At 56.5% G+C, this 17,602-nt stretch carries 17 protein-coding genes and 1 other RNA gene; 10 read left to right on the top strand and 8 right to left on the bottom strand.

From position 1 onward, the window contains the following. Positions 1–109: 109 nt before the first annotated feature. From IQ241_RS11620 to sds, 3 genes are read right to left on the bottom strand one after another with little or no spacing between them, the layout of a single operon-like run. The gene (locus tag IQ241_RS11620) at positions 110–589 is read right to left on the bottom strand and encodes a CYTH domain-containing protein (RefSeq protein ID WP_193907239.1); all 480 of its coding nucleotides are present in this window, start codon (positions 587–589) and stop codon (positions 110–112) included. A gap of 14 nt (positions 590–603) precedes the next feature. Further along, the gene (locus IQ241_RS11615; RefSeq protein ID WP_193907237.1) at positions 604–1,572 is read right to left on the bottom strand and encodes a carbohydrate kinase family protein; all 969 of its coding nucleotides are present in this window, start codon (positions 1,570–1,572) and stop codon (positions 604–606) included. A 37-nt stretch (positions 1,573–1,609) separates the two neighbouring features. After that, entirely contained in the window at positions 1,610–2,581 is a 972-nt protein-coding gene (gene sds, locus IQ241_RS11610; protein WP_193907235.1) for a solanesyl diphosphate synthase, read from the bottom strand. Positions 2,582–3,138: 557 nt separating this feature from the next. Between sds and IQ241_RS11605 the strand changes: the two genes are divergently transcribed. Continuing rightward, the gene (locus tag IQ241_RS11605) at positions 3,139–3,336 is read left to right on the top strand and encodes a hypothetical protein (protein WP_193907233.1); all 198 of its coding nucleotides are present in this window, start codon (positions 3,139–3,141) and stop codon (positions 3,334–3,336) included. Between the two features lie 79 nt (positions 3,337–3,415). Here the strand turns inward: IQ241_RS11605 and murI are convergent, their stop codons facing one another. The 4 genes from murI to IQ241_RS11585 form a co-directional block, all read right to left on the bottom strand. Further along, positions 3,416–4,276 (bottom strand): glutamate racemase, encoded by an 861-nt coding sequence (gene murI, locus IQ241_RS11600; RefSeq protein ID WP_193907230.1) that lies wholly within the window; start codon positions 4,274–4,276, stop codon positions 3,416–3,418. A 261-nt stretch (positions 4,277–4,537) separates the two neighbouring features. Then, a complete protein-coding gene (locus tag IQ241_RS11595; protein ID WP_228021612.1) occupies positions 4,538–5,989 on the bottom strand; it encodes a cation:proton antiporter in 1,452 nt (483 codons plus the stop codon). Between the two features lie 157 nt (positions 5,990–6,146). Further along, on the bottom strand, positions 6,147–6,956 hold the full coding sequence (locus IQ241_RS11590; protein WP_193907226.1) for a carbon-nitrogen hydrolase family protein: 810 nt from the start codon (positions 6,954–6,956) through the stop codon (positions 6,147–6,149). Positions 6,957–7,045: 89 nt separating this feature from the next. Continuing rightward, on the bottom strand, positions 7,046–8,251 hold the full coding sequence (locus tag IQ241_RS11585; protein ID WP_193907224.1) for a GDSL-type esterase/lipase family protein: 1,206 nt from the start codon (positions 8,249–8,251) through the stop codon (positions 7,046–7,048). A gap of 80 nt (positions 8,252–8,331) precedes the next feature. Between IQ241_RS11585 and IQ241_RS11580 the strand changes: the two genes are divergently transcribed. The 3 genes from IQ241_RS11580 (at position 8,332) to rpmA (ending at position 10,710) form a co-directional block, all read left to right on the top strand. After that, positions 8,332–9,807: an alpha-amylase gene (locus IQ241_RS11580; RefSeq protein WP_193907222.1), complete on the top strand. Its 1,476-nt coding sequence runs from the start codon at positions 8,332–8,334 to the stop codon at positions 9,805–9,807. A 153-nt stretch (positions 9,808–9,960) separates the two neighbouring features. Next, positions 9,961–10,362 carry a 50S ribosomal protein L21 gene (gene rplU, locus IQ241_RS11575; protein ID WP_193907220.1) on the top strand — a complete coding sequence of 134 codons (402 nt, stop codon included), beginning with the start codon at positions 9,961–9,963 and terminating at the stop codon, positions 10,360–10,362. A 90-nt stretch (positions 10,363–10,452) separates the two neighbouring features. Then, positions 10,453–10,710 (top strand): 50S ribosomal protein L27, encoded by a 258-nt coding sequence (rpmA, locus tag IQ241_RS11570; protein WP_193907218.1) that lies wholly within the window; start codon positions 10,453–10,455, stop codon positions 10,708–10,710. 158 nt (positions 10,711–10,868) lie between these two features. Here rpmA and IQ241_RS11565 read toward each other — a convergent pair whose 3' ends face one another. Then, positions 10,869–11,300, bottom strand: a complete 432-nt coding sequence (locus tag IQ241_RS11565; protein WP_193907216.1) for a hypothetical protein — start codon at positions 11,298–11,300, stop codon at positions 10,869–10,871. A 284-nt stretch (positions 11,301–11,584) separates the two neighbouring features. Here IQ241_RS11565 and ssrA point away from each other — a divergent pair. The 6 genes from ssrA to IQ241_RS11535 all read left to right on the top strand — a co-directional run bounded on the left by ssrA (position 11,585) and on the right by IQ241_RS11535 (position 17,602). Continuing rightward, positions 11,585–11,977: a transfer-messenger RNA gene (ssrA, locus tag IQ241_RS11560) on the top strand. Between the two features lie 210 nt (positions 11,978–12,187). Then, positions 12,188–12,343, top strand: coding sequence for a hypothetical protein (locus IQ241_RS11555; protein ID WP_193907214.1), 156 nt, complete (start codon positions 12,188–12,190; stop codon positions 12,341–12,343). Positions 12,344–13,280: 937 nt separating this feature from the next. Beyond that, complete coding sequence (locus IQ241_RS11550; RefSeq protein ID WP_193907212.1) at positions 13,281–14,093, top strand: SDR family NAD(P)-dependent oxidoreductase; 813 nt, start codon at positions 13,281–13,283, stop codon at positions 14,091–14,093. Between the two features lie 161 nt (positions 14,094–14,254). Continuing rightward, on the top strand, positions 14,255–15,109 hold the full coding sequence (locus tag IQ241_RS11545) for a Crp/Fnr family transcriptional regulator (protein WP_193907209.1): 855 nt from the start codon (positions 14,255–14,257) through the stop codon (positions 15,107–15,109). Beyond that, positions 15,087–16,307 carry an esterase-like activity of phytase family protein gene (locus IQ241_RS11540; RefSeq protein ID WP_228021611.1) on the top strand — a complete coding sequence of 407 codons (1,221 nt, stop codon included), beginning with the start codon at positions 15,087–15,089 and terminating at the stop codon, positions 16,305–16,307. Before IQ241_RS11545 ends, IQ241_RS11540 begins: the two co-directional genes overlap by 23 nt. A 161-nt stretch (positions 16,308–16,468) precedes the next feature. Next, positions 16,469–17,602, top strand: a complete 1,134-nt coding sequence (locus IQ241_RS11535; RefSeq protein ID WP_193907207.1) for a cob(I)yrinic acid a,c-diamide adenosyltransferase — start codon at positions 16,469–16,471, stop codon at positions 17,600–17,602.

The following is a 17,602-nucleotide window of genomic DNA, read 5'->3' as shown; positions in this document are numbered from 1 at the left end:
CCCCAACACCCGATCACTCCCCTACTCCCCATTTCCCAAACGGACACCTCACCAGCAGGTGTGACACCTCACCAGGCAGGTGTGACACCTGCCCCTACGCATCCACCCACTACCCACCACCTTCTTCCCACTCCCCAAACGGACACCTCACCAGGCTGGCATTGTAATACCGCACATCCCCCGACACCTCCTCCCCAACCCAGTCAGGGCATGTTACCGCCTGATTCTCATCCTCCAGCTCGACCTCCGCCACGACTAGCCCGGCATTCTCACCGCTAAACTCATCCACCTCCCAGATCAGCCCATCTACGGGAATGCAGTAGCGGGTCTTCTCAATCAGCGCGCCCAGGCAGAGCGTATCCAGCATTTCTTCGGCTTCGGCTAGCGGAATCAGGTATTCATACTCGGCTCGGCCAATGCCTTGGGTAGGACCTTTGATGGTCAGGTAGCCGCGATCGCCCGCTACCCGCACTCGCACAGTCCGCCCTGGCTCGGCACAGAGATAGCCCTGGCGGTAGACGGTGCCCTCGGCTAGCCCGCGCCAGCCGTCGGACTGGACTAGGAACTTGCGCTCAACTTCCTGCGGCATGGCTCATAAATCGATCACTGCAAATAAAGAAACGCTTCGACTTCCCGGGCTGAGGGCAGTGCCGCGATCGCGCCGGGTCGGGTCGTTGTGATTGCGCCCACTGCACTGGCGTAGGTCACCAGCTGCCGCACCGTTTGCGCATTGCGCAGGCCCGACAGGCCGTGCTGACAAAGCTGATGGGCCAGCCCCGCGACAAATCCGTCCCCCGCCCCGGTGGTATCTTCGACATCCACCTCAAAGCTCGGCAGCTGGTCGCTATGCCCGGCCAGCCAGTAGGCACAGCCTTCGGCCCCAGCGGTGACCCAAACGCCTTCCAGCCGGGGTAGCCTGGCTCGAATTTCGGCTGGTGAGACTGTGCCAAACAGCCAGTCGGCTTCCTCAGCAGACAGCTTCAGAAACTGGGCCTGCACCAGCAAGTCGTGAATTACCCCCGGCGCGGCGGCGGGCTGGGGCCAGAACATCGGTCGCCAGTTGACATCGACAAAGACCTTCAGACGCTGGGCCTGAGCTAGCTGCAGGCAGCGCCTCACCGCCTGCCGGGTGGCGCCATAGGCCAGACCCAGCGTGCCTAAGACCAAAAGCTGGGCCTGGCTAAACAGCTCTGGATTGATAGCTGCACCATTCAGACTGGCATCGGCAAACATCTCGGGGTCGGCACCGCTGAAGCCCGCAAAGCTACGATCGCCCTTTTGGTCGCGCAGCACCAGCACCTGTCGGGTGGGCGCGGTGGGATGCTGTTGAACACCCCGAGTACCGACGCCTAAATCTTGCAGCAGCCGCAGCAGCGCCTCACCCCAGGCGTCGTTACCCACCGCTCCGATAAACTCGACCGCCGTACCCAGCTTGGCCAGGCCGCAGGCGACATTGGCCGGGGCCCCGCCCGGCAGCGAAGACCAGGACTTGACCGCTGCGACCGTCTGCACCGGCTGGTCGGCGAAGCAGTCAATCAGAATCTCTCCCAGGCAGATCGCCTGACGACTCACAGTTCCGCCCCCGCCGCTGGCCTCTACATGCTGCCGTCTAGTGTAGACGACGCAGATTGTACTCGGAAATATCTTCTAAAGACTGCCGCGACTCGGAAGGCTTCAACCCGGCCAGGCTCTCGATGGCCTGCTGAGTATATTGCTTGGCCAGCTGCCGCGATCGCGCAATGCCCTGGCTCGACTGCACCCAATCTACCGCTTGCTCAAAGTCGCCCGACTGTGAAAACTCCCGCTCAATCAGCGCCGCCAGCCCCGAAAATTCTTCCATGGCATAGAGCACCGGCGCAGTCAGGTTGCCGCTGCGCAGATCCGACCCCACAGGCTTACCCAGCATCTCCTCGGAGCCGGTAAAGTCCAGAATGTCATCGACGATTTGGAAGGCTAGGCCCAGGCTGCGGCCATAGCTGTAAAGCTGCTCAGTCAGGGCTGGCGCAGTATCGCTGAGCACCCCTACCGACTTTGAGCTATTAGCAATCAGCGACGCCGTTTTGTAGTAGCTCTTCTCCAGATAGGCGTCGAACGACAGTTCCGGGTCGAAGCGGCTCAGACCCTGCTGCATCTCGCCTTCAGCCAGGTCCATGATCACCCGCGACAGCAGTTTCACCACCGCCAAATTATCCAGATTGGCCAGATACCAGGAAGATTGGGCAAACAGAAAATCTCCAGCCAGAATCGCCACCCGGTTGCCAAAGCTGCTGTGCACCGTTGGCACGCCGCGCCGCAGGGCCGACTCATCGACGACATCGTCATGCACCAGGCTAGCAGTATGAATCATCTCAGTGATTTCGGCCAGCCGCCGATGCTTCGGACTAATCTTATGGTCGGGAGTCGTCGCCCGCGCCAGCAGCAGCACGATTGCCGGGCGAATGCGCTTGCCGCCCGCCCCAAACAGATGTTCGGCAGCGGCATAGAGCAGCTTGTGGCGGGCCCCGACCAGCTCTTTGAGATTGTCTGCCAGCAGGCAGAGGTCGGCTTCGACAGGAGAGAACAGGGTAGTGACTGAGGTCATGGAAAAAGCGACTCAGGCGGTTTGGTTACGAAATTTTAAGCAATCTGTCTTTATTCTAAGCTAACCGGCTGGCTTGGTGAAACAGACTCGGTTAATTCTGCGGCAGGCAGCGCTGCCTGAGCGGAGACAGGGACTAATCCCCCAAATATCTAAAAAAAGCACTTAAAATCTATCCGTGAATACATCAGTTAATTTTATTAAAGAACCCGTCAGCAGATCTTGTCAGATAATAATTGCTTATGATATAAAAGGCATATTAAGCTTCTGAGACAACCCAATATCAGTTCTTAGAACCTTGAGCAATTAAGCAAAAGGGACTGAGAATATTTGTCACTCCTGCGCTTGAACTGCTCTTTGATTTAGCATTTTCACGATGCTAATGGTCTATGAGAGTGGTCCAATCTCGAACTCGCTGTTGAGATCAACCCAACTTTAGCGCTTTGCTGCCGTCTAGAATTGCTGCCCACTGAGTGAGGCAAGATTTCCTAGCCCGCAGGATATGTGAGCAGATGGGTTGACTCAGCCCGGCAGTTTCGCCAAGGCGACTCGCAGCGCTATTGAGTCAGCAATCCGATGACTCATCAGGATGGATGATCTTAGAGCGCTTTATCACCATCGTCTACGCTCAGCCCATCAGTCCCATGATCCATATTTCTAGCTCGCTCTCCATCATGCTGCTGGCCGTTTGCTACCTGCTCATCATTCATACGGTGATGCGGTTAGCTAGTCGGGCCGGACAGCGTCGTAACCCATAGTCTCTAGCCCGTAGCCACAGCGACTAGCTACAGTGACTATGCGAAGAACCCCCGTGGGTCACCACGGGGGTTCTTCCTACTATCCTTCGACTGAGCGCAGCGGCACAGGGCTGGCAGCTTCTAGCTGGGCCAAGGACACCTGCTGCACCACCGGCTCGTAGCCCAGCCACTGCTGTGAAAGCTGGGCAAACTGAAGCGGGCTGCCGCTGACGTAAAATTCGGTGGGCTGCACCAGGCCGGTATTGTTCAGCCCCAGCACGTCTAGTTCCTGAGCGGCGGCGGTGACCAGGTGCTGGGCCGGGTCAATCAGAGTGACGGCGGCGGGCAAAAGCTGCTTGAGCACGGGGGCCAGGTGTGGATAGTGAGTGCAGCCATAGACCAGCGTATCAATCTGAGATCGCAGCAGCGGTGCCAGATATCGCTGCGCCACCTGGCGAGTGTAGGGGTCAAAAACGCGATCGCTCTCAATCAGCGGCACAAATTCTGGGCAGCCGACCTGCCAGACCTGAGCCTTTTGGTCGGCTTCTAGCACGGCCTGGCGATAGGCGTTGCTCGCTGCCGTTGCCACCGTCGAGATTACGCCAATCCGGCGGCCGCAGCGGACGGCGGCCCGAGCGCCCGGCAGGATAATGCCCAGAATGGGAATGGGGAATTCAGACTGTACCGCTTCTAACGCTAGGGCCGAGCTGGTGTTGCAGGCCATGATCACCATCTTGACTTCGAGCTGCATCATCCAGCCGATAATCTCGCGCACGTAGCGTAGAATCTCGGCCTGAGAGCGGTTTCCATAGGGTAAGCGGGCGGTATCGCCAAAGTATAAAATTGCCTCCTGAGGGAGCTGCCGCGAAATTTCTCGGAGGACCGTCAGCCCTCCCACACCGCTGTCGAAAACTCCGATTTTGCCAGCTGAATACAGCGCTTTGCCCAAAGTAAAGGTCATAGGTATTTATGCTTATGAATGTAGGCGTGATGTTTTCTAGAGTTTAGTCGCATTTGGGCGTTTTGCCGTCTACAAATCGGCCCTTTTAATCAGAAGTCTGTCAATTGAAATGATTTTTAGCTGAAAGTCTAAAATTAGCGCTTCTGACAGCATTAGAATGCCCCGCTTGACTGCTCTCTGCAACAGTCCAGCGGGGCCTAGGCCTTTAGGTTCTAGCTATGACAGTTAAAGTATGGCTCAAAGTATGGCTCAAACTGTCTCTCAAGTGCCTTCTGGTGCTTCCGACGTCTGAGCAACGGACAGGTCAGCCTGGCTGCTGGAGTCCACCATAGGCTGTTTGGCGGACTCCAGCTGGCCATCGCCATCAACCGGATCTTTGAACACCATCCGCAGCAGCGGCGGGGCGATGAAGGTCGTAATAATCACCATGACGATAATGGCCGCGTCGAGTGACTCGGAGAGCACGCCGCTAGCCGAACCCACCCCCGCAAACACCAGCCCCACCTCGCCCCGGGGAATCATTCCAAAGCCGATCGCCAGCCGATTCACGTCAGGCTGGCCAAATATGACAAAGCCGGTAATGGTTTTGCCGATAATAGCGATGACAACCAGGAAAGTAGCGATAATTAGCCCTTCCCGATTGGCCGGGTCGAGTGGATTTAATACGCTAATATCCGTCCGGGCCCCCACGGTGACGAAGAACACCGGCACCAGAATATCGGCTACTGGGGTAATGACTTCTTCCAACTCTTTGCGCTTGGATGTTTCAGCCAGAATTAAACCCGCCGCAAAGGCCCCTAAAATTGCTTCTAGCTGAATCGCCGCCGCAATAAAGGCCAGGCTAAAGGCAAACACCAGCGAGGTGATGATCAGGTCGCCTCGGGTCTTTTGCTGGTCAACCAGGGTGACAAAAACCGGGCTGAGCAGACGCCCCAAAAAGATGGAGCCGATTAGAAAGACTGCCGCGCCACCGATTAGGAAAGCGACGTTGGTAATTTCAATTTCACCCGTTTTGGCTAAGCTCGCGACCACTGCTAGGACGATAATGCCCAGGACATCATCGAGGACAGCAGCGCCAATGATAATTTGTCCTTCTTTAGAGCTCAGTCGCTGAAGTTCGGCCAGAACCTTTGCCGTAATCCCGATACTGGTCGCGGTCAGGGCGGCTCCAGCGAACACGGCTGGGATGGTGCCAATGCCAAATAGCGCGATTAGCCCTGCAGTACCGGCCGCAAAGGGGACCACAACCCCAACAATGGCAACGATTGCAGCCTGCGGCCCAACTCGAATCAGCTCTTCCAGGTCTGACTCCAGGCCGATTTCAAACAGCAGAATAATCACGCCCAGCTCGGCTAACACGGAAATCGCCTCGCTCTCACCCTGAAATACGGTTCTAACACCTTCACCATCGAGCCCGCCGACCATCTGAATGAAGTTCATCAGGGTCGAGCCAATTTCTCCACCCTCTGGAAAAACGATCAGGTGCAGCGCCGATACGCCGACTATCACGCCGCCGACTAGCTCACCTAAAACCGACGGCAGGTTGATTCGGGCGCAAACCTCACCCCCTACTTTTGCCGCGATGTAGACGGTAATCAGGCTGAGCAGAACGCTCGCTAAAATCAGGGGGCCGGCCTCTGCCTCATCGACTTCGGCCAGTAGCGTTGGCCAGACCGGGTGGATAGGGCTTAAATATCCGCTCCCGTAGTTCATCAAACTCGAACAGCTGCTTATATCGATCATCCAGTCCGCAGAAACTCATCCCATTCAATTTACCTGAGTTCTTAGCATCTGGATGCTCATCTAGGTGAATACGAGGGGCGAATAGTCAGAAAATATGCGGAGATCTCGCTGAAAATACCCGATTGCTCTAGAAGACGCGGTGTTCTAAAGCGGGCATCTGCCGCCGTACCTGGGCTAGACGAGCCGGGTTGACTTCCGCGATCGCCATCCCCACCGCGCTGCCCGCATCGGCCAGGATCACCCCCCAGGGATCGATTACTAGCGCATGGCCATGGGACTGCCGACGGGCGTTGTGAAATCCGGTTTGGGCAGGTGCAATCACGTAGCAGGTGTTTTCGATCGCCCGCGCCTGGAGCAGGACCTGCCAGTGGTCTTTGCCGGTAAACGCCGTAAAGGCAGCGGGCACCATCAAAACTTCCGCGCCGCTGTGGGACAGGTGACGGTAGAGCTCGGGAAACCGCACGTCGTAGCAAACGGACAGGCCCAGGTAGCCCAGCGCTTTATCAGGATAGACGTCGGGCAGCTGCTGCCCAGAAGTGACGGTTTTCGACTCCTGATAGAAGTTGCCGTCGGGCAGGTTGACGTCGAATAGGTGAACTTTTTCGTAGCGCATCAGCACGTCGCCGCTGGCATCGACCAGTAGGGCCGTGTTGTAGACTCGCCCGGCGTCGGCAGGCACCGGATAGCCACCGCCCAGCAGGGTGATCTGGTAGCGCTGGGCCATGGTCTTTAAAAACTTTTCGCTGGCGGTGCAAATGTCCGCAGCCTGCTCATATTTAGCCGTTTCATCGCCCAAGAAAGAAAAATTTTCGGGCAGCGTGACCAGCTTTGCCCCACGTCGTACCGCCAGGTCAATCAGCTCTTCAGCCTGGGCCAGGTTCTTCGCCAGGTCGGGCAGACTGGTCATCTGCAGGGCGGCGGCCAGATATGACTTCATTGCCGTTCGTACATTGGGATAGATCTATCGTAATCGCTTTTGGCTTTCAGCCAATCTGGCCATCGTTGCTTTTGCAAATTTATCTAGGCTCACACAGCCGTCAGCGCTAGCTGCCAGAGATGATACCCCAGCTGGCTGAGATGCACACCATCTGTGGTGAGCTCAAACCGCAGGTAGCCCTGTTCGTCGGCAAAATTCGACTGTAGGTCTAAGAAGCTCACACCCTCCGTCTGGGCAATTTCGGCGATGTGGCCGTTCAGGATGCGGACGCGATCGCGGGAAATTTGCGCATACCGGGTCGGTAGAATGGAGTGAATGACGATTTTGGCATCGGGATGGGCCTGCCGCAGCCGTCGCATAATCTGCTGTAGATTGCCGAGCACTTCTCGATCGGTTGCGCCGGTTTTAAGGTCGTTGACGCCGGCCATCACATGAATGGCCTCGGGATGAGTCTGCGCCAGGGTGCCGAGGCGGGACAAAATACCCGCTGTGGTATCGCCCGAAATACCCTGGTTCAGCCAGAGTCGGTCGGGGGGTAGCAGTTCCTGCGGTAGCCAGAGGCTGAGCGAGTCGCCCAGTACAACGGTCAGCCGCTCGCTAGCCGGGCGGTCTGCGGCAGCCTCGGCTTCGGCGGCGAGCAGCTGTTTCCACTGCTCGTAAGTCGGCTGGGGCTGTTCGCCCGCCCAGGCGTTATAAAAACTGTCTGACGGCAGCTGGGTAAAAATTTCTCCTGTGTCTACGGCCACCCAACGCTGCTGATAAAGCTGGCCACCCGTAGTCGGTTTGGCGGGTTCGGGCGACTGGGCCAGCGGTGGAGCCGAGCTGACTAGCTGGCTGACGGGCTGTGAGAGAGGCCGACTGAACTTTGCCATTGGCCTTTTTATAGACGGCGGCTGGGCGACGGGCGTGACGCTGCGAGTGGATGCAGCCGGACTGGGCAGCCTGCCGGCTTGGGCCAGCATGAACTGCGCCCGGTCAGGAGACTGTTGGCTCGCTGGCTGAGCCATGGGCTGATCTATCGTCTTAGCTGTGGGCCGACGGGCTGAGAACCGACCCGCTGGCCGCGATGGGATCGGACGCGGCGGTTGATACGAGCTCAGCTGTCGGCGGAGGGCGGGGTGGGCGCGATCGCAAAAACGGGGGCTAGGCAACCTGACCTGCGCCGGCAGACTTACCGAAGCGGTTGGGGCTGCGATCGCCTTGGGGAAAGCAGCAACCGTTTCTGCGTTAAACTCTAGCGGCGGTGCCTCAGCCGTTAGCAGCTGAGACGCAAGCATGAGCAAGTCAGTTGTCATCGGTTCCCCCGCAGGTCAAAATTCTATACGCTAGTCAGGTCTTGGATCGGTCTCACTCAAGATTTAAGGAGCAGGTGTGAATGGCTCAGCTGAATGGCACTCTGATGCAGTTTTTTCACTGGTATAGTCCGGCAGACGGCACCCATTGGAAACAGCTTTGCCAATCTGCGTCAGAACTGGCTCAGTCTGGGTTTACGGCGCTATGGCTGCCCCCGGCCTATAAGGCCAGCGGCGGTAGCCTGGATGTCGGCTACGGCACCTATGACCTATTTGACCTAGGTGAGTTTGACCAAAAGGGCAGCGTTCGTACTAAGTATGGCACCAAGGACGAATTTTTAACAGCGATCAAAGCGGCTCAGGCGGCGGGACTAGCCGTTTACGCCGACATTGTCTTCAACCATAAAAACGGCGGCGATCAGACTGAACGGCTTGAAGCCGTGCCGGTAGACTGGAACGATCGCAATCATGAGATCGGTGGCCCCCAACCGATTGAGATCTACAGCCACTTCACGTTTCCGGGTCGTGGGTCGCAATATTCCAGTCTGCAATGGCACTGGTGGCATTTCGACGCGGTTAACCACAACGCGCTGGACTGGAACGACCACCGCATCTACCGGCTGAAAGATAAACACTTCGATACCGAGGTAGACCTGCGGCATGGCAACTACGATTTTCTGATGGCCTGCGACCTGGATATGGGTCAGGAGGAAGTGAAGGGCGAGCTAGCGTACTGGGGCCGCTGGTTCCTTGACCAGACCGGTGTCGATGGCTTTCGGATCGATGCGGTCAAGCATATTCGCTCGGGCTTTTTTCGCGACTGGCTCGACCATGTCCGTCACCACGCCCAGGCTGACCTGTTTGCCGTCGGCGAATATTGGATCGATGACATCCACGCGCTGCACTGGTATTTGGCTAAGACCGGCGGTCGGATGGCCCTGTTTGACGTGCCGCTGCACTACAACTTTCATCGTGCCAGCCGGCAGGGCAACTATTACGACCTGCGGACGATTCTGGATGGAACGCTGATGGAGCAGCAGCCCGCTCTGGCGGTGACCTTTGTCGAAAACCACGACTCCCAGCCGCTACAGATGCTGGAGTCAGTGGTTGAACCCTGGTTCAAGCCTCTGGCCTACGCCCTGATTTTGCTGCGGCGGGAGGGCTACCCCTGCATTTTTCACGGCGATTACTATGGTGCTCACTATCGCGATCGCGGTCGCGACGGCCAGGAGTACGAAATCTGGCTGCCCTCCCACCGCTGGCTGCTAGACCGCTTTCTGGCCGCGCGCACCGAGTTTGCCTATGGCGATCAGTACGACTATTTTGACCATGCCAACGTGATTGGCTGGACGCGGCTGGGCGATGCCGAGCATCCTAAAGCGATGGCCGTCCTCCTCAGTAACGGCGCGGCAGGCTACAAGTGGATGGAGGTGGGCCGGGCCAATACCAAATTTATCGACACGACCCACCACGTACAGACCCCGGTCGTCACGAATGAGCAGGGCTGGGGTCGGTTTCAGTGCCATGGTGGCTCCGTTTCAGTTTGGTTGCAAGCCTGACTTAACCCCCTTATTAATTCCAGAATTAATTCCAGATTTAGGGACAAGCACCTTGACAGAAGTCGCCTGACTTCTTCACAATAAGAGACTGTTGTCTGCTCGGACCAGGTCAAAAGCCACTGGCTACCTGTACGGCAAAGGAAGGGATTCGCTATGGCATACGCAATTATTGAAGCGGGGGGCACGCAGTTTCGGGTCGAGCCAGGCCGCTTTTACGACATCAACCGGCTACCGCTAGAAGCTGACGAAACCATTACCCTCGATCGGGTCCTGCTCGTCGTCGATGGCGATGGCGAAACCCATATTGGCCAGCCCGTAGTAGAGGGGGCTAGCGTTAGCGGTACGATACTGTCTCACCTACGCGGCAAGAAGATCATCGTCTATAAGATGCAGCCGAAGAAGAAGACCCGCAAAAAGCGCGGCCATCGGCAAGAGCTGACCCGCGTTATGATCGATGCCATTAGCGTGGGTGGAAAGTCGTTTACGGCTGAAGCAGGCGCTCCCACTGCTAGTGAGGCAGCCCCTGCGGAGACAGCTTCGACTGAAGAGGAGTAGACTGTTTAAAGCGGCATTTTTCGAACGTTTTGGGCATCTGCCCTATTTCTGAATTTTTGTCTGTAATTTTTGTCTAAAGGATGGTTCACCATGGCTCACAAGAAAGGTACCGGTAGCACCCGTAACGGCCGCGACTCAAATGCCAAACGTTTGGGCGTTAAAAAATATGGCGGAGAGTCAGTACTAGCTGGCAATATCATCATTCGACAACGCGGCACCAAGTACCATCCCGGAGAGAACGTCGGTCGCGGCGGTGACGATACGCTCTTTGCTCTGATTGAAGGTACCGTCACCTTTGAGCGCAAGGGCAAAAGTCGGAAGAAGGTCAGCGTCTATCCAGTGGGATAGCTCTGAAGCTCTGAAGTACCGAATCTGGCCTAATTCCGCCTAAATTCCACTGATTCAAATATTTATTCTTCATCAGCAGCCAGCAGTTAACGTTAACTGCTGGCTGCTTTTAGTCGCTTTTGTAGGCTGCCGCGATCGCGAAAGCCTACCTGAATACCCTAGTCTAGATAACCCATCAGCGTTGGGGGGTCTTCGTCAATGTCATTAGAAGCAATCGGTCGATGACCCGGCAGCGTGTCTAAATCAGAGATCTTGAGCCTGCTGACGGCAACCGGTCGGTGACCCGGCAGCGTATCTGTCGTTGAAATCTCAAAACTGTTTGCCATGACTGGGCGACGGCCGGCAGACGAAAGCGTATCGACGACTTCAATGCCACTGACCGTAATCGGTCGATGATTGGGCAGCGAATCGGATTCGATCACCCGGGTATGGTCGCTGAGTTCAATAATCTCGTGCTTTTCAGCCTTGACCAGGCCACCCTGAGCGGCCGTTTCGCCTTTTGCAGAGGAATTGGCTGTTTTGCGCCGAGTTCGGTTGCCATTATCGCTGGAATCCGTCGTCTTACTGCTTTCGGCATCGTTAGTGCTCATAGTTATTAACCCTTCTATCTTTTGCGGCCTGCCGCTAATTCAACACCTGCAATCCTGAGCGCATTTGACCATCCGCTTGACTGACTAGCCTAAAAAAATAGCCTAGCCCAGAGGCTACTTTCAGCTTAATAAACCAGGAAACGAACAGGAAGCTTAAAAAAATATTATAGGTTAAACCCGCCCCCTTTCGGTCAAGAAGTCATTTAAGCCAGCTTATCGTACCCATAACCAAACCTGAATGCTACCCACCGCCCTCAGGGCGAGCTATAATAAAGTATACGCACGGGGCTGTAACGGTTTCGACGTTTTAACGAAAGTCGCGTTGTGATTCAGGCCGAGAGTGAGTCCACTCTCGTAAATCAAGGCTCAAACAAACGTAGATGCGAACAACATCGTACCTTTCGCTCGTAAGCAAGCAGCAGTTGCTATTGCCTAAAAACCTCTCATAGGTTCGAGCGTCCGCAGTTTGACTCCGTTAAGAGCTGTGGACCAACCCCCAACGGATGCGCTAGCAAGCCGCCTCAGATCGGCGAGCTAGCAAAGACCTTTATCTGAGAATCCTATCGTCCGGGATAAGGGACGATTCCCGCCTTGAGGATTAGATAGGCTAAGCCTGTGAATGAATGACGCGTGATTACTTAAAGCGGACACGGGTTCGACTCCCGTCAGCTCCATCTTTATCCGCCGGTCAGGGTCTAGAGCGATCCCGTAGGGCCAGTCTAAAAATCACTCAGTAAATTGCCGGTTTTTTCACCGCGCTGCAATTCTAGCAGCGCGGAATTGAGGTGTTTGCACCGAAGGAAAACATCTGCCTCATCGACAATCATTGATGCTAGGAACCCACCTAAACCAGGTTCATGCACAGTTAAGCACAGTAAGAGAGAATCATGAAATTTCCCCTTTGGCACTACCTTCGGCAACCCGTTTTCAGCGCTCAGCAGTCCACCATTTTCAGTCCCATTAAGTTTCAGCGGCAGCGGCAGGTACGCCACCTAGAGCAGTGCTGGACCGTCACCTATCGGCCTGAAGAGCAGCTACCCTAGCTCGGCAAATACAGCTTTCTCTAGCGTCACGGAGTAAGCCGTTCGGTCAGCGCAGGAAAAGGTCTCCCCAGAAACTGCGGGGCGGTCGCCTGCGCTGTAGGCCACATAGCGCCCCATAGCGCCAGACGAGCAGCGGCGTACCCAGGGCGTATTTAAATTCAGTTCCGAGTTTTAGCGGAGCATAGGTGCCCGCGATCGCAACCTCAGCCCGAACCAGCGAAAACCCGTTATGGTCTAGCGCCGCATAGGTAAAGCTAGGAATGATCCCCAGGCTGACGTGATGGGTAAAGAGTCGATGCTAAGCGACGATTGGGTGCTGGGCTATGTCACTGTATTTGGGCAATCGCTATGCCGCTACGGTGACCCGTTTACAGCGCTAGCGAACTGGCGCTTCTCATATTTTCTGCTGCGATCTGTCCAGCTTTAAGATTTAAATCTAGGCTCTGATGGCTGAATGGCAAGGCCATGAAAGTGTTTGAAAGCCTTTTGCGTCATCGGTGAGCTGAGAGAATTTGTGAATAAAAGTTAAGAAATCGACCTTTCATAAAGAAGTGTTGCGCTTTATTGATCCCGTTGCTAGCTTGTGTATACGTTGCTTTGATAGGCCTAATCAGGAGGCTCTTATGTTCTATCGGTTACAGCAACTCAAGCTGGTTTGTCAGGCTGAGACAGGACAAGTCTGCTAATTTGTATCACTCGGTAAGTCTGGTCGAGCTGATGACTTGCCTGAGAGGACAGCGCGGTCGCAACGGGCGATTGCAGCATAGATTTACATCATTCCATTCCAAATTAATTTTAAGGCTGGCAAAAGTGCTCTAACGGGCCAGTCTTCGTCTTGCCGCTCAGCCGGTTCACTCACCTGCAATTCAGCTAGGGATGATTCTCAGTCCCTGGCAAGGCTGAAGGGGTGAGACCTCATAATCAGGAGGTTTCTACTGTGCATATACAAGGAAAGACGGCTCTGGTCACCGGAGCCTCGCGGGGGATTGGGCGCGCGATCGCGCTCGAACTCGCCCGTCAGGGCATGCAGCGGATCGTGCTGATCGCCCGTAGCTATCCGGCGCTAGCGGAGGTCGCCGCTGAGGTTGAAGCCCTGGGAGTAGAGGCGGTGCTGCTGCCGCTCGACCTGACCCAGTCGCAGCAGGTCAGCATTGCCATCGCCCGGGTCTGGAAGCGCTACGGCCCCATCCATCTGCTGGTTAACTGTGCAGGCGTTGCCCATCAGGCCCCGTTTCTAAGGTCTCAGCTCTCCCAGGTGCAAGCTGAAATTGATACCAACCTGCTGGGGCTATACGGCGTGACCCGACTAGTCGCCCGCCGAATGGCGGTGCAGCGGCAGGGCAAAATCGTCAATGTCTCTAGCCTGATGGGCAAGATTGCCGCCCCAACGATGGCCACCTACTCAGCCACTAAGTTTGCGATTCTGGGCTTTACCCAGGCCCTGCGCTGCGAACTCGCCGACTACAATGTCCAGGTCTCGGCCCTGCTGCCGACCCTGACGGATACCGATATGGTCCGCGACTTTGACTGGTTTCGGGGGGTGGCGCCAGTCTCCTCGCAGCAGGTCGCTCGGGCGTTAGTGCGGGGGCTGCGGCAAAATTCGACGGAGATTGTCGTGGGCTGGCAGGGACATCTAGCGGTGTGGTGCGATCGCGTCGCCCCCTGGCTGACGGAAAAGGTGCTGCGGCTAGCGGCCCCACCCCGCCTAAAAGCGGACCGCTACCTAGAGCTGCATCCTACTAAACTTTGAGAAAGGCCCTGATAAAGGCGCATATCTGGGCATAAATCTGACGAAAAGGAGCCCAGCGGCTTAAGCGAATTTTTTTTTATATATTTCATAGGCAAAAACAGGCAAAAGGCTATCCTAGAGTCAGCAGTTTCCCTTAAATGTTGTACTAGCCTGTAGTCTCCGTGGACGATGTAATATCGCTTCAAGCGCTCTCTGATCAGCTTAGCCAGACCTCAGTAGGTGAGGTGCTGACGGCAGATGAGGTCTACTGGTTGGCCCAGGTTGGTCAGGTCGAGACAGTGGCAGCAGGCACCGTTTTACTGGCTGCCGAAGCACAGTGCAGCGGCTTCCGGGTACTGCTCGCGGGTCAAATTGCAGCAGTAGCCGAGTCGATGGGGGAAGACCGGGTGATCGGCTTGGTTGAAGCCGGTGAGCCCTTTGGCAATTTAGGTTTTCTAACCGGCGAGCTCACGCTGCCTGTGAGCTTTCAAGTCCGCTGCGATAGCCACTTTTTTATCCTGCCTGACACGGCTATTCAAGAGCTGGACAGGTTTGGGGATGTCTGCCAGTTTCTGGCTGAGCATTTAGCCCAGCGTCTAGAGCTGCGATTGAGGAGCTTAATTGAAGGGGTCGTGGCCTGGCTGCGGGAGCAGGATGCAATGCTCGAAACACTGGATTCAGCCGATTTGAAGACAGCTCGGACAGAACTCGAAATGCTGCAAAATCAGCTGCTTGAACGAGCAACTCAGCTCCAGTTTAGCCAAGCTCAGGTCCAGGCTGAGCTTTACCCAACAGCGGCGCCAGAAGAACTGCCGCCCCGCCGTATTCCCAAAAGACTGATTTTTGCGGTGGGCGCGATCGCGACTTTCCTCAGCATCTGCACGTTTTCCTGGCTGGGTTCTCGCTATCGGGCAGACCAGGCTCCCTATCCCACCGTGATTCCCTACGTCAATTCGCCAGAGGAATGCGCCAAGCGGTACGGCAGTACCTGGCAAAATGAGAAATGCTACGACTATGAGCACGATCCTCAATTTTAAGCGGCTTCAATATTTGCCCAATTTACCCCGGTACTGGCCTCGGGGCCTGATCGGCTGCTGCCTAGCGGCGCTGCTTTTTCTGAGCGGCTGTGCCATTCCGCGGGTCAGGGCCGAAGACCGACTGTTTCTGAGTCTATCTGCCGACTTTGTCGATACCTATGCGCTATCCTCATCAGCTTTGGACGGTGTGCCGGTGGGCGGGCTGTCAGCAATCACCTATGATATCCAGCGCGATCGCTACTATGCCCTCTCCGATGACCGCGGCCGCTTTGGCCCACCTCGCTTTTACGTCCTTCGGGTGGAGTTTGACGCGACCGAGCCCCAGCGACCCCGCATAGGCTCGGTTGAAATCGAGTCGGTTACCCTGCTCAAAGATGCTCAAGGCAATCCCTACGAGGCCGACCAGCTCGATCCCGAAGGAATAGCGCTGACGCCGCTGCGGACGCTGCTAATCGCCAGCGAAGGCTCTGCCGCCGCCAATACCGAGCCGCTGATTGGGGAATATGACTTGGAGATCGGCCAGCTGCAGCGGCAGTTTCAGATTCCAGATCGCTATCTACCCGACCGCGACGATGGGCCAAATGCTGGCCAAACGAAGGGCGTCCAAGAAAATCTCAGCTTTGAAGCGCTGGCGATCAACGCCTCCTCTGGCGCCAGCGGCCTGTTTGAACCCTATCGCCTGTTTGTCGCGACGGAAGCACCGCTGCTACAAGACCTCGATCCCGAACCCGACATTCCGCTGAAAAATCGCTTCCTCCACTATTACGTTGACCAGTACCAGTCCACTCTACTCTCTGAGCACCTCTACCCGATGGATTTCGCGCCGTCGGGGGCCGTGCTCAACGGCCTCTCCGAAATCTTGGTCGTGGACCAGAGCGGCCATTTTCTCGGACTGGAGCGGGCATTTGGGCTCCAGGAGTTCTCGATCAAGCTGTACCAGCTCGCCACCGGCGGCGCCACTGATATTAGCGCGATCGCGACGCTCAAAGGCTCACTCGACAGCATCAACCCAATTCAAAAGCAGCTGCTGCTCAACTTCTCCGACCTAGATCGACCGCTCGATAACTTTGAAGGCATGACCCTGGGGCCGCGGCTATCCGACGGCAGCCAGAGCCTGATCCTGGTGAGCGATAACAATTTTGAGCAGGATGGCCAAACCGAGCTGCTGGTGCTGCGGCTTACAGACGTGAGCGATTAGCCAGGCCGCCAAAAATGGTCAGTATTCCCCAGCCCGCTTAGCGGCTCGATTCATCGTCGCCGCTGCTGTTGAAAGCAGGGCTTTGGCGACTGGAGCGACCCGACGCTGAGGCGTTATGCCTGTTGCTAAAATCAGGATGTCCCAATTGTCTGCTTTACCCTATGGCCCGAACTGGTATTGGTATTCGCACCGCGCAGCAAACCTCAGAGCGCCTAGCCGGCCAGATCCACATTTATGATGGGGAAGGCAAGGGCAAGTCACAGGTGGCGCTGGGCGTGGTGCTGCGCTCGATTGGGCTGGGCATTCAGCGATTTATGGAAAGCCGGGTGCTGCTGCTGCGGTTTCTCAAGGGACCGGGCCGCACCTACGATGAGGATGCCGCCATTGAGGCGCTACAGCGCGGCTTTCCGCACCTAATCGACCAGGTGCGGACGGGACGAGCCGAGTTTTTTGGCCCGGAAGAGATCACCCGGTTTGACCAGCAGGAGGCTCAGCGCGGCTGGGACGTGGCCAAGGGCGCGATCGCGTCTGGCCTCTATTCCGTTGTGGTGCTGGATGAAATCAATCCGGTGCTCGACCTGGGCCTGCTGCCAATTGACGATGTGGTTCAAACCCTGAAGCGAAAACCCGATTCGCTAGAAATTATCGCTACCGGCCGCGGCGCACCGACTGGGCTGGTCGAAATTGCCGACCTGCATTCCGAAATGAAGCCGCAGATTTACGATACACCAGAGGTGCCCGGCATTGAGGGGATCGAAATCTACACGGGCGACGGCAAAGGTAAATCGACCAGTGCCCTGGGTAAAGCGCTACAGGCCATTGGGCGAGGCATCAGCCAGGATCAGTCCCATCGGGTAATGATTGTGCAGTGGCTGAAGGGCGGGCAAGGCTATACCGAAGATGCCGCGATCGCGGCCCTGCGCAAGATCTATCCCCATCTAGTGGACCATCAGCGCTGCGGCCGCGACGCCATCGTCTGGCGGGGACAGCAGCAGCCAATTGACTACGTCGAAGCTGAGCGTGGCTGGGAAATTGCCGGCACCGCGATCGCCTCGGGGCTTTACAAAACGATTATTCTGGACGAGCTCAATCCCACCGTAGACCTAGAGCTGCTGCCCGAGGAGCCGATTATTCAGGCCCTGCTGCGCAAGCCCAAGGGGACAGAGGTGATTATTACCGGGCGCTGCAAAAATCCGCCCGCCTATTTTCAGCTGGCCAGCGCCCATTCCGAGGTGTTCTGCCATAAGCACTACGCTGAGCGAGGGGTCGAGCTGAAGCGGGGGGTCGATTTTTAG

The organism is Vasconcelosia minhoensis LEGE 07310, from assembly GCF_015207255.1.
In the GTDB taxonomy this organism is placed as follows: Bacteria; Cyanobacteriota; Cyanobacteriia; order Phormidesmidales; family Phormidesmidaceae; genus Vasconcelosia; species Vasconcelosia minhoensis.
Note: the sequence above shows the minus strand (reverse complement) of the source record. Positions and strands in the feature narration are given on the sequence as shown.

What these genes read in the sequence shown, in the direction of transcription:
- IQ241_RS11620 (WP_193907239.1), bottom strand. Translation starts at nt 589, where the DNA reads ATGCCGCAGGAAGTTGAGCGCAAGTTCCTAGTCCAGTCCGACGGCTGG.
- murI (WP_193907230.1), bottom strand. Translation starts at nt 4,276, where the DNA reads ATGACCTTTACTTTGGGCAAAGCGCTGTATTCAGCTGGCAAAATCGGA.
- IQ241_RS11580 (WP_193907222.1), top strand. Translation starts at nt 8,332, where the DNA reads ATGGCTCAGCTGAATGGCACTCTGATGCAGTTTTTTCACTGGTATAGT.
- IQ241_RS11555 (WP_193907214.1), top strand. Translation starts at nt 12,188, where the DNA reads ATGAAATTTCCCCTTTGGCACTACCTTCGGCAACCCGTTTTCAGCGCT.
- IQ241_RS11540 (WP_228021611.1), top strand. Translation starts at nt 15,087, where the DNA reads ATGAGCACGATCCTCAATTTTAAGCGGCTTCAATATTTGCCCAATTTA.
- IQ241_RS11590 (WP_193907226.1), bottom strand. Translation starts at nt 6,956, where the DNA reads ATGAAGTCATATCTGGCCGCCGCCCTGCAGATGACCAGTCTGCCCGAC.
- rplU (WP_193907220.1), top strand. Translation starts at nt 9,961, where the DNA reads ATGGCATACGCAATTATTGAAGCGGGGGGCACGCAGTTTCGGGTCGAG.
- IQ241_RS11595 (WP_228021612.1), bottom strand. Translation starts at nt 5,989, where the DNA reads ATGAACTACGGGAGCGGATATTTAAGCCCTATCCACCCGGTCTGGCCA.
- rpmA (WP_193907218.1), top strand. Translation starts at nt 10,453, where the DNA reads ATGGCTCACAAGAAAGGTACCGGTAGCACCCGTAACGGCCGCGACTCA.
- IQ241_RS11565 (WP_193907216.1), bottom strand. Translation starts at nt 11,300, where the DNA reads ATGAGCACTAACGATGCCGAAAGCAGTAAGACGACGGATTCCAGCGAT.
- IQ241_RS11535 (WP_193907207.1), top strand. Translation starts at nt 16,469, where the DNA reads ATGGCCCGAACTGGTATTGGTATTCGCACCGCGCAGCAAACCTCAGAG.
- IQ241_RS11585 (WP_193907224.1), bottom strand. Translation starts at nt 8,251, where the DNA reads ATGACAACTGACTTGCTCATGCTTGCGTCTCAGCTGCTAACGGCTGAG.
- sds (WP_193907235.1), bottom strand. Translation starts at nt 2,581, where the DNA reads ATGACCTCAGTCACTACCCTGTTCTCTCCTGTCGAAGCCGACCTCTGC.